The organism is Paucibacter sp. XJ19-41 (assembly GCF_028462495.1).
Classification (GTDB): Bacteria; Pseudomonadota; Gammaproteobacteria; order Burkholderiales; family Burkholderiaceae_C; genus Roseateles_E.
Window position 1 is genome coordinate 9,809 of the sequence record NZ_JAQOWX010000152.1, and the last position, 1,137, is coordinate 10,945.

General features: G+C 73.5%; 1 protein-coding gene. It reads left to right on the top strand.

The annotated features are described in order from the left end of the window. Window positions 1-23: 23 nt before the first annotated feature. On the top strand, window positions 24-1,137 hold a 1,114-nt coding region (locus PO768_RS25685; RefSeq protein WP_272648313.1), incomplete at its 3' end, for an HD-GYP domain-containing protein.

Here is a 1,137-nt window from a genome sequence, read left to right on the forward strand (position 1 = left end):
CCCGCTTCCGTTCAACGCACACCATGTCTGTCGTCAGCGCCCCCGTCCTCGCGAACGCCCAGGTCCAGGTCTTCGATGCCGTCAGGGCGCTTGCCTTTGTCGGCGACCTGAGCATGGGTCAGCCGATCGACCAATCCGCCCGCAGCGCCTGGCTGGCCGTGCAGCTGGCGGCGGCGCTGGGCCTGGATGCCTCGCTGCAGGCCAACGCGGCCTACGTCGCGCTGCTGCGCTGGTCCGGCTGCACCGCCAACGCCTCCGAGGTCGCCGAGGTGATCGGCGACGATGTCGGCGGGCGGCAGGCGATGCTGGCGGTCGGCCTGCCGGCCCATCTGTCCGGCCGGCTGATCCCGGCGGCGCAGATCCATTGCGAGGTGTCGGGCGATGTCGCGCGCACCTTGGGCCTGCCGCCGCCGATCGAGCGCGCGCTGCGCCGCATCTTCGAGAAGCTGGACGGCAGCGGCCAGCCGAACGCGCTCGCCGGCGCCGAGGTGCCGGTCGAGGTGCTGCTGGCCCAAGTGGCCAGCGACCTGGAGATCCAGAGCCGCGTCCATGACCTGGAACACGCGCTGGCCGGGCTGGCCGCGCGCGCCGGCCGCCACTACCCCGCCGCGTGGCTGCCGGTGCTGCGCCAGCATGCGGCCGACTGGCTGCACACGCTGGAGAGCGAGCCGGCCTGTATCGATGCGCCGGCGCAGCTGCCGCTGCCGACCGCGCCGCTGGAGCTGATCGCCGATGTGATCGACCTGAAGCTGCCCTGGCTGACTGGCTACTCGCGCCGCGTGGCCGAGGCGGCGCGCGCCGCCGCGCTGCGGCTTGACTTGAGCGAGGCGCAGGCGCAGCGCATTTACCGCGCCGCACTGATCCACGGCATGGGCCGCGCCGCGGTGCCCAACGAGATCTGGAATCGGCCCGGCCCGCGCAGCGAGGCGGCGCTGGAGCGGCTGCGCCTGGTGCCCTACTGGACGGCGCGTGCCGCGCGCCGCATCGGCAGCCTGAGCGAGGAGGCCGACATCGCCTCCCAGGCCGACGAGCGCCTGGACGGTTCGGGCTTCTTCCGTGGTGCGTCGGGCGACGCGATCGGCATCGAGGGCCGCGTGTTGGCCGCGGCCGCGCAATGGCTGCTGTGGCAGACCAAGC